Consider the following 9,301-nt stretch of genomic DNA (forward strand, 5'->3'; position numbering starts at 1 on the left):
GGCAACGCTGATCAAGTGGCCCAACCGTCATGGCATTCAGAAGGTTCGCCGGTCGTGCTGCGTGGCGAAGTGAAGGCTGGTTGCCTTGACCAGCCGCGCGGTGCGGCTGGCGGACCTTCTGGATGCCACCTGTTTCAACAAAAACAATCGGTCAGACGACACCTGTCTGCGCGCAGCTCTTTAGTTGCGCTGGCTTGAAGCACGGCCAGCGCATCTGCGCCAGCGCGCCGCGATCTGCACGCAGACAGGCGTCGTGACGATTGCGCCACTTGATCAGCGTTACCTTAATCGAGGCTCCGATAGACTATCCCGATTTCACGCCGGTCCTGATACCGGCTTTCACTGGAGGAAAGCGAAATGATGGAATGGTTGCAGGCTCCTGAAAATGCCTATTGGGTCGATCTTGGCATCAGCGTCGGAGGACGCCTTCTTGGCGCACTGGCCCTGCTGCTGATCGGTTTACGCCTGGCCAAGATGCTGGGTCGCTGGGTCGGCGTCAGACTTGAGAACAGCGATCTCGAAGCGACGGCCGCGATGTTTCTCGGCAAAGTCGTGCTCGTCATCATGCAGATCATCTTGCTGCTGGCGGTCATCCAGTTACTCGGCGTACCGGTGAGCTCGATGTTTGCCGTACTCGGTGCAGCCGGCTTGGCCATCGGTCTGGCGATGAAGGATTCGCTGTCCAACATCGCCTCGGGAATCATGCTGGTCACCTTGCGTCCGTTTCACGTCAACGATCTGGTCACCATCAATGGCGTTACCGGCAAGGTCGAAATGGTCAGCATTTTCCAGACCCGGCTCCGCGGTGCGGACAACCAGGTAATCACCCTGCCGAACGCACTGATCACGAACGATTCGATCATCAATCTGACCCCGGATACGATGCGCCGCGTCGAGCTGGTCATCGGCATCGGATACGGTGATGACATCGATCAGGCTCGCGAAATCGCAATGAATCTCATGCAATCCGATTCACGTGTGCTGAAGGATCCACAGCCGACCGTGTACGTCTACGAACTGGCCGAAAGCAGCGTCAACCTCGGCATTCGTTGTCATGCCGGCAATGCCGATTATTTCGCTACCAAGTGCGAGCTGACCGAAGCGATCAAGAAGGCCTACGACCGAGCCGGCATCAGCATTCCGTTTCCACAGCGCGATTTGCATATCATCGACAGTGGAAAACCAGATCCGGCCAAGGCCATCGGATTGGCCAAGGCATCCTGATCAAACACCCTACCGGGCGTCGCCCGGCAGGGTGTCAGCGCAGGCATCAACGAAGAAACCCGCCACGTGGCGGGTTTCTTCGTTGGCTGACTCTCAAGGAATACCCGCTTCAACGCTGAGCTTTGAGAATCTCGATCATGACTCCGGCAATCAGTCTGTTGCCGCCTGACAGGCGAGCAGATCGCTGTCCTTGATTACCCATTTGTCGGTATCGGCACACAGGCCGACATTCTCGATGACGCATTCATCACCGTCTTCATCGACAACCCTGACGTCCCATTTGTCGCAGGGAACACCATTCAGGGTAAATTTCTCGCCCGATTCGATGACGTCATCGCCAAGCTGGTCATCGCCCCACTCGCTTTCATCGGTGGGCGAGAAATACAGCTCATGGATTGCCCAATGAGACTGATTGACGATGATGACCTTGGAATGTTTCGCCGCAATCGCCGGGGCCGCGGCCATGACGAGCAGCATGGAGACGAGAATCAGAAATCGGTTGATCTGGGACATATTGAGTCACCTTCGGTCGAATTGAGTGGAATTGAGTCAACTACAGCAACATGGCTCGTCAGCGCCGGATATACGTGCAACAAGCGAGCCAGATCCTTCGCGTCGTGATCCGTACGCAGACCGATGTCGTGACGATTGCGCCACCAGGGCTACCCTGAATGCACAACAATAAAAAGCGCCCACATTCCGCGGGCGCTTTTCTTCAACTCTGAAGCTGGATCAGCTGGCATGCGCCAGGCGATAGCCCTTGATTCGACCGGCGAACTCCTGCAGCGCGCGAATGCCACTTTCTTCGGCCTCGCGACACCATTGCTTGAGCGCTTCCAGCATGGCCTCGCCGTTGCGGGTTTCCATCAACTCATGCAAGCGCTGGCGGTATTCCATGACGGTCGCCATTTTCGGTCTCTGGCTGACCCACTGTCCGAGGCTTTCGCGGGCATCCTGATCGAGCCAGCGGCCACCGCTGGAAAGCGCCTTGCGCAAGCGCCGAGGCAACTCCTTGAGACTGGCTCCCGCCTGTGCCGCTTCGGCGCGCAGCGTCGGTGCGGTGACACCACGAAAGTAGTCGGTCATGACCTGGAACTTGTGCGTCAGCAAGGCCTTGATCGTGTCGGTGTCAGGCGCATGGATATCATCACGGATATCCAGCGATGGCGCGACGCGCATGATTCTGGCCATACCCACTGCATTGAACATGCGAATCATCATCCAGCCGATATCGAACTCGAAGCTGCGCAGTGAAAATTTCGCCGAGCTCGGAAACGCATGATGGTTGTTGTGCAGCTCTTCGCCGCCGACAATCAACCCCCACGGGGTCAGATTGGTCGAGGTATCGTCGCTTTCGACATTGCGATAGCCCCACCAGTGACCGAGTCCGTTGATCACCCCGGCGGCCATGAGCGGAATCCAGACCATCTGCGCTGCCCAGATCACGACTCCCCACAAGCCGAACAGGGCAAAGCCGAGAAACAGCATCAGGGTCGGACCGTATTCCGGAAACCGTGAGTAGATGTTGCGCTCCAGCCAGTCATCCGGCGTGCCGCGGCCATACTTCTCGGTAATCGATGGGTCCCGACGCGCTTGCCGATACAGATCGACGCCATCCAGCAAAACTTTCCTGATGCCAAAGAACTGCGGGCTATGCGGATCTTCGGCGGTTTCGCACTTGGCGTGATGCTTGCGATGAATCGCCACCCATTCCTTGGTCACCATCGCCGTGGAGAACCATGACCAGAAGCGGAAAAAGTGCGCAAGCACCGGATGGAAGTCGACGCCGCGATGGGCCTGACTGCGATGCAGGTAAAGCGTCACCGAGAAGATCGTGAACTGCGAAACAATCACGAAGTAAAGCACCAGCATCGGCCACGACGCATGAGTCAGGCCATTGGTCAGAAAATCGACAATCGAATCAAACATGGTTACCACCGAATTGAACAAGCGTTGGACTATACGCGACAAATCTGCAGCGAGCCCATGGTGTAGACATACGTCAGCGCATGGGCGCGCACAGTCGAAGCCGCCGACAGGGAAGATTGTGATCAATGCTGGCAATGCAATGAGCGTGCCGGTCAAACTATGATGCGGCGTTTCCGCGGATCAATCAGCCCCGAACAATCGGGCGAGCATGCGCAGCGGGGCGGTAATTCGCCAGGACAACGAAGCCCGCATCAAATCGAGACGCTTGGCCTGATCCTCGATAAGCACGCGCAGATCATCAGGCGTATCGCTTCGGCCCAGCGCCCGGTTCAACTCCAGATTCTCGCTGCGCAACTGCTTCAAAGCCGTTTGCAGACGACGAACCTCTTCCCGGCAATCCTGCAGATCGAGTTCGATGCCCAGCTTCGTCGATGCTTGCGCTGCTGCGCTCGCCGATTCCTGTCTGGCCGCTGCATTGCCGTCGGTTCCGTCGATATCCCGGGTATGCTTGGTTGAAGCCACGTTCGCTTGCTCCTGCGAAAAGTTGTTCAATCGTCAGTCAAGGCAACGCTGATCAAGTGGCGCAATCGTCACGACGTCTGTCTGCGTGCAGATCGCGGCGCGCTGGCGCAGATGCACTGGCCGTGCTTCAAGCCAGCGCAACAAAGAGCTGCGCGCAGACAGGTGTCGCCTAACCGATTGTTTTTGTTGAAACAGGTGGCATCCAGAAGATCCGCCAGCCGCACCGCGCGGCTGGTCAAGGCTACCAGCCTTCACTTCGCCACGCAGCACGACCGGCGAACCTTCTGAATGCCATGACGGTTGGGCCACTTGATCAGCGTTGCCTCAACTCGGCAATTCGCCGTCGCAGACGTTTGCCACATGCATCGGCGCTGAAATTCGTATCAAGCAGACTCCTCGCCGCGTGGGCTCTACGTGAGGTTTCCGCCGAATCCTTGTAGACCTGTTGCATCTGCCAGGCCGCATGGCCTTCATCGACACTCGCCCAGACCTGATCTTCGGTGAATGGATATTCGCCCTCGCCCACCGGCACAAGCTTGAAATCGACCGGCCAGCCGGTTCGTGGCGAAACCAGTTCGGTGGTTGCCGAATAGTCGGTAGCGATAACCGGCTTGCCCAGGGCCATGGCCTCGGCAACGATCAAGCCCAAACCCTCGCTTCGATGCAACGATACAACCGCATCGCAGGAATTGATGAGTTGCAAGGTCTTCTGACGTTCCATTGCCTCATCGATCAGGATGATATCCGAGCCATCGCGCATGGCATCCAGAAGTTCCCGGTTCTTTTCCGGAACCGCGTCAGCATTGAGAGTCTTGATAACCAGCTTGACCTTGCCCGAGCGTTCCGCCGCAGAGAACGCCCGGCGGAAGGCGCGCACCGCCGCCATCGGATTCTTGCGTTCAATAAACGAAAAGAAATCGAATGCGAAGAAGAACAGGAAAGCGTCCTCGGGCAAGCCGAACTGCGAGCGCGATACAGCTGGTGGTGGCGTGAAGGCCAACGGCAATGGCATGTGGGTCACGGGTATCTTCAGGCGTGGCGCGAGCATTGACTGGATATAACGCGTGGGCGCCCAAACTTCGTCAACGCGATCGAACGCGGCCATCCAGGGCTGCGGGAATTCCTCCAGCTCCCAGAACGGCATGACGATGCGATAGGCATCGTCGCGCAGCGCAGCGCCGAGGTGAACCATCGTGCGCGCCAACTGATCGGCGTTGATGTTGAACAACTGGATCGGTGCCGTTGCGCGCTCATCCAGAACATCTTCCAGTGAGGTCTCGGTCATCTTCGATTGTGATTCAAATTCAACCGCCAGACCGCGGACATCAATACCGGCATGCTCGATGGCCCCAAGCATCTGACGACCTGCTTCACCGACCCCGAGTGCCAATCGGAGATAGCCGATGACATTCATTTCCGCATCACCAGGGCGACGTTGCGGCGGCCTTTTCAATCGGTATCGCGCGGGATCGTTGCCTGCACGAATCGCGCTCGTTTCGACCAGGCGACGATCCAGATGTCGTGTCTTTGCCCTGCCGATATGCCCGCGCACGTAGCTCTCGGCACTCTCAAGGTGCCCCAGGTTGTAGTGCGCCCGGAGATTGCTGTCGGTTTGATGCAGAAACTTCATGTGCTGGGTCACCGCGAAACGCAAGGTCCCGGCCCTCGGCACGCAGGGCAGATGCAGGTACTCCTCGTAGGTTTCGAACGGATCGCCATTCGACCAACTCACATGGGTTTCGCGGTACATCCTTCTGGCCGACGCCGGAATCGGTGTTCCCGAGGCGAAGCGTCCGTAGCTGTAGACGGCGTTGGATATCGATCCATGGCCATTCGCCAGCAACTGATCGATGTAGTGGTTCATGAGCGAACGCAGGGCTGGCGTGCAATCCGCATTGCGAAATGCTTCGGAGTGCCTGGACAACTGCGTCGGCATGCGAACGTCGATACCGCTGAAATGGAAAAAGCACAGCGGCCTGCCGTCAACAGTCCAGTGCCCGTCGTCCTCCTGCAAGTCACGCTGATGCAGATTCCAGTAAGCCACGTTGCAAGCGGTGTCGCGCAGGACGCGCGCGCCATCGGCAAAGCCCGGCACCAGATCCATGAACTTTTGATCGACGAAGATGCCGCGATCCTGGGCATTGACGCATTCGAATCTCAGCTTGCGCGACCACCAGCGCAGGATGCGATCCGTTTCCTCGGCCGCGCCGACCCCAAGAAAGCCCAGGTTGTAAATTCCCGCGCGCATGATATCGACATCATGCGGGTAAGCATCCCGTTCCGCCGGTTTGGTCAGATGCGGCGTCAGCACGAAGCTCGCACCGTCGCCGATCAGATCAAAAACCGGCTTGAGTGGCGAGAAGATCTCGATGTCCGGATCGAGATAGACGACGCCGCGATGACCACGCGCCAGCAAATGCCGGAACATGTAAGGCTTCAGCGCGGTGTTGAACTCCATGACATCGTAACGAAAGGCGAAGTCGCGAAAATCCGGAATATCCAGCGCATCACCACGCACAACGATGCATCCTGCCGGATAGAAGCTTTCATCAACGACCGGCTCGTCTGCCAGGCACAGATAAAGTGTTGCCTCGGGATGGTGTCGACGTGCGCTCGCAAGCAACACTTTTGCCATCGGCACATAGTTGTTCGAACAGATGGTGAAAATGGCGTAGCCATCGTTGGCCATGAAGCAACAACCTTGCGCAAAAGTGAATCAACAGGTCCCCCGAACCGCCTTGCTGGTCAGCGGCGGAATCCGGATTTCCCATCATGAAGCGTGACGAACCCTTGTCACGCACGAAGCGCGAGATCCTGAATGGCGATCAGTGAGAATGCAAGGCCGTGATTGATTCAAAGCCATCGCTGAAGATCATATCCGGCTGCAATTCATAGGCGCCAATATCGACAACACCATATCGAGACTTGCCGCGCTGATCGGTCGGCGGCGCGCCCATCGAGGTTCCGCCATCAAACGCTGGCGAGCCTGCAATCAAAGCCATGGTTTCAGTCAAGCCGCCATTTGCAGCGATCGCCTGCAACTGGGGGTTGGCGAAAATCGCTCCTGGCGTCACCGCCTGTTCGTGCTGGCCCGAACCCGGACGGGTTTGTGGCCACTGCAGGTTGTTGCTGCCGCTGACCGGGTGGAGCATGGCCCATGGGTTGTAGGCGTTGCCCGCCGTATTGTTCTGCAACACGGTGTTGCGCATGGTGATCGCAAGACCCGAACCATTGCTGATCCCCGCCGCAAAGCAGACATCACACTGGGCGATGTTGTCGGCGATGGTCAGGTTCTGCAGCACCAGTCCGCCGTAGCCGGATGCCTGATTCTCGCGAAATGTCGATCCGGAGATCGTGAATGGTCCACCCTGCAGACAGACGCCACCGGTAGGGGCGTTGCTGCTGCCGACACTCTGGATCGCCCGCCAAGCTTTTCCGCAGCGTGATGCCGCTACCGTATGGGTTGATACTCACCGCGAGTTATGGCCGTTCCACTGCCAACGCAACCCAAGCAGTACGACGCGGCCCGGGCCGGGCTCGTAGAAGCGTCGATTGCGCTCATTCACGATGACCGAGCCGATGTAGGCGCGGTCGAGCACATTGTCGAGCCGGACGAAGGCCTCCAGACGCTGCGTGCCAACCAGCCGGCTCCAGCCGAATGCCAGGTTGACCAGGAAGTAGCCGGGGGCCTGCTCGTCGCCGCTATCGTTGACTGAAACGTTGCCGACTCCCAGCCCTTCAATTGTTGCCCACCAGGGGTCGAGACTCCACTGCGCTGCCGCTTGCAGTTGCTGGCGGGCAAGACCCGGGATTCGCGTACCGGCGCCAGCCGGTGTTTCCGGATTGGCGCAGCCGCTGGCCGAGCAGGTCGGCAAGGCATCACGGAAGTGGGCGTCCAGACCGGTGTAAGCGGCTTCCAGTGTCCAGTTTTTCGACACGGGGGCGTGGAAGGACAGCTCAACCCCGGAGCGCCGCGAAGGACCCACGTTCCAATAGCTGCTGCGACCTCCGCTGTTGGTTGCGACCGCCAATTCATTCTCGGTATCGGATCGAAACACCGCCCATTCGAACCAAGCGCCCGCATCGACTCTCCACTTTCCGCCCAGCTCATAATTGCGGCTGACTGCCGGAAGCAGGTCGAAGGCCAGGCCCGCGCCTCCATCCGCGCGGTATCCCAGTTCGTTGAACGTTGGCGTTTCGAAGCCGCGCCCGAGTGACAGGTAGTAGCGAAGATTCTCGTTGGCGGAATACACCAGCCCTGCCACGGGTGTCGTCTGCGCATAGCTGACCTGGCCGCTGTCGTCGGGGTTGCTCTGGGTGACATAGCGATCCGTCGAGGTGAAGCGGATGTTGCTGTGTCGCGCGCCGAGCAGGACAGACCAGTCTGGCGCGAATTGCCACCAGGCCTGGCTGTATTGATCGAAGTTCTGCACCCGATTGCGTTCGTTCCGGCGCAGCGCGCCACGCACGCCCAGACTCGTGCCAGCAAAGTTCTCGAAGCCAAGGCGATGCTGGTTCTGACGTTCGTAGTTCATGCCCACCTGCAGCTCCGCCGGCCACCCGCCCAGAGCGCCATGCCAGGACCAGCGCATGTCGCTGCCGCCATAGGAGTTATCGAGATCGATCACGCCACCGGAATTGAGCGGGTTGGCTTGCGCACCAACGGGGAGCGCCAGAAACTGTTCTACCCGGCGTTCGCCAGCCCACGTACTGGCATGCAGGGTGGTGTCACCCACCGGCAACGCATACAGCAAGCCGGCCTGATTCTGAACAACGGACTTGCGTGTGTTGTAGATATTGGCAGCCGCGGTGGCTTGGGCTGGATCTTCCTGTACTTGAGCCCAGGTCAGACCGAGTGGGTCCAGCGCTTCGGGCGCATCGAGTCGGCCTGCAATCACATTCAGGGCCCCGGCGGATCCGAGGTCGAAAGTCAACTTGGTATCGACCTGGGTGCGCTCGGCAGCGCTATGGTCGCGGTAGCCATCGGTCAGGAACCGCTGTGCGGCGACGACATAGCCCATCGTCCCGGCTGTACCGCGCAGGCGTGTGCCCAGCGTGCGGCTGTCGTCCGGGCCGATGCTCGATTGCACTACAACTTCCGGCTCCGGTGAGGGCTCGACGCTCCACAACTGGATAACGCCTCCCGAAGAGTTGCCGTAGAGGCTGGAGAAGGGGCCGCGAAGGATTTCAATGCGTCCACCGCCGAACAGGTTGAAATGCGAAACCTGGCCCTGCCCGTCCGGCATGGTGGCGGGAATGCCGTCGGTATACAGGCGGATGCCGCGCACACCAAAGGTCGCTCTCGCACCGAAGCCGCGTACCGAGATTTGCGTATCCTGCGCGTAGTTCTGTCGGTCCCGCGCAATCAGGCCGGGCACGCCAGCCAGCGTTCCGGATACCCCGACACCAGGGCGCCGCTCCGGCTCCAGATCAATGGTCGTGATCGAGGCTGGTGTATCAAATGCCGGCACCTGTTCCAGGCGCGCGCTGACAACGACCGGATCCAGAATCTTCGCGCTTGCCGGATGGTCGCTACTCTCATCACCAGCCGCCGAGGTGTTGGCGAACACGCACAGGAACAAGCAGCACCACCAGCGCGAGCTCACCTTGAGGGCCGGAAGCCGAC

The 9,301-nt window shown here is 59.2% G+C and carries 8 protein-coding genes; 2 read left to right on the forward strand and 6 right to left on the reverse strand.

Annotated features, from left to right (window positions below; all coding sequences use genetic code 11):
• Together VFN25_RS01230 and VFN25_RS01235 are read left to right on the forward strand one after the other, a co-directional pair.
• Positions 1-198 (forward strand): hypothetical protein (locus tag VFN25_RS01230; protein ID WP_325137964.1); only part of this gene is annotated, 198 nt, incomplete at its 5' end.
• Between the two features lie 159 nt (positions 199-357).
• On the forward strand, positions 358-1,224 hold the full coding sequence (locus tag VFN25_RS01235) for a mechanosensitive ion channel family protein (RefSeq protein ID WP_325137966.1): 867 nt from the start codon (positions 358-360) through the stop codon (positions 1,222-1,224).
• A gap of 150 nt (positions 1,225-1,374) precedes the next feature.
• Here the strand turns inward: VFN25_RS01235 and VFN25_RS01240 are convergent, their stop codons facing one another.
• The 6 genes from VFN25_RS01240 to VFN25_RS01265 form a co-directional block, all read right to left on the reverse strand.
• Positions 1,375-1,737, reverse strand: a complete 363-nt coding sequence (locus VFN25_RS01240; protein WP_325137969.1) for a hypothetical protein — start codon at positions 1,735-1,737, stop codon at positions 1,375-1,377.
• A 219-nt stretch (positions 1,738-1,956) separates the two neighbouring features.
• Complete coding sequence (locus VFN25_RS01245; RefSeq protein ID WP_325137971.1) at positions 1,957-3,153, reverse strand: DesA family fatty acid desaturase; 1,197 nt, start codon at positions 3,151-3,153, stop codon at positions 1,957-1,959.
• Positions 3,154-3,333: 180 nt separating this feature from the next.
• Complete coding sequence (locus VFN25_RS01250; protein WP_325137973.1) at positions 3,334-3,675, reverse strand: hypothetical protein; 342 nt, start codon at positions 3,673-3,675, stop codon at positions 3,334-3,336.
• A gap of 313 nt (positions 3,676-3,988) precedes the next feature.
• Positions 3,989-6,364: a glycosyltransferase gene (locus VFN25_RS01255; RefSeq protein WP_325137975.1), complete on the reverse strand. Its 2,376-nt coding sequence runs from the start codon at positions 6,362-6,364 to the stop codon at positions 3,989-3,991.
• 136 nt (positions 6,365-6,500) lie between these two features.
• Positions 6,501-6,977: a choice-of-anchor Q domain-containing protein gene (locus VFN25_RS01260; protein ID WP_325137977.1), complete on the reverse strand. Its 477-nt coding sequence runs from the start codon at positions 6,975-6,977 to the stop codon at positions 6,501-6,503.
• A gap of 168 nt (positions 6,978-7,145) precedes the next feature.
• Positions 7,146-9,281, reverse strand: coding sequence for a TonB-dependent receptor family protein (locus VFN25_RS01265; RefSeq protein ID WP_414648821.1), 2,136 nt, complete (start codon positions 9,279-9,281; stop codon positions 7,146-7,148).
• Positions 9,282-9,301 lie beyond the last annotated feature (20 nt).

Origin of the sequence: Dokdonella sp., from assembly GCF_035703485.1 — a bacterium.
Classification (GTDB): Bacteria; Pseudomonadota; Gammaproteobacteria; order Xanthomonadales; family Rhodanobacteraceae; genus Dokdonella.

Bases quoted from the DNA above. Each gene is read 5' to 3' on its own strand.
- VFN25_RS01255 (WP_325137975.1), bottom strand. From the start codon at position 6,364: ATGGCCAACGATGGCTACGCCATTTTCACCATCTGTTCGAACAACTAT.
- VFN25_RS01245 (WP_325137971.1), bottom strand. From the start codon at position 3,153: ATGTTTGATTCGATTGTCGATTTTCTGACCAATGGCCTGACTCATGCG.
- VFN25_RS01235 (WP_325137966.1), top strand. From the start codon at position 358: ATGATGGAATGGTTGCAGGCTCCTGAAAATGCCTATTGGGTCGATCTT.
- VFN25_RS01240 (WP_325137969.1), bottom strand. From the start codon at position 1,737: ATGTCCCAGATCAACCGATTTCTGATTCTCGTCTCCATGCTGCTCGTC.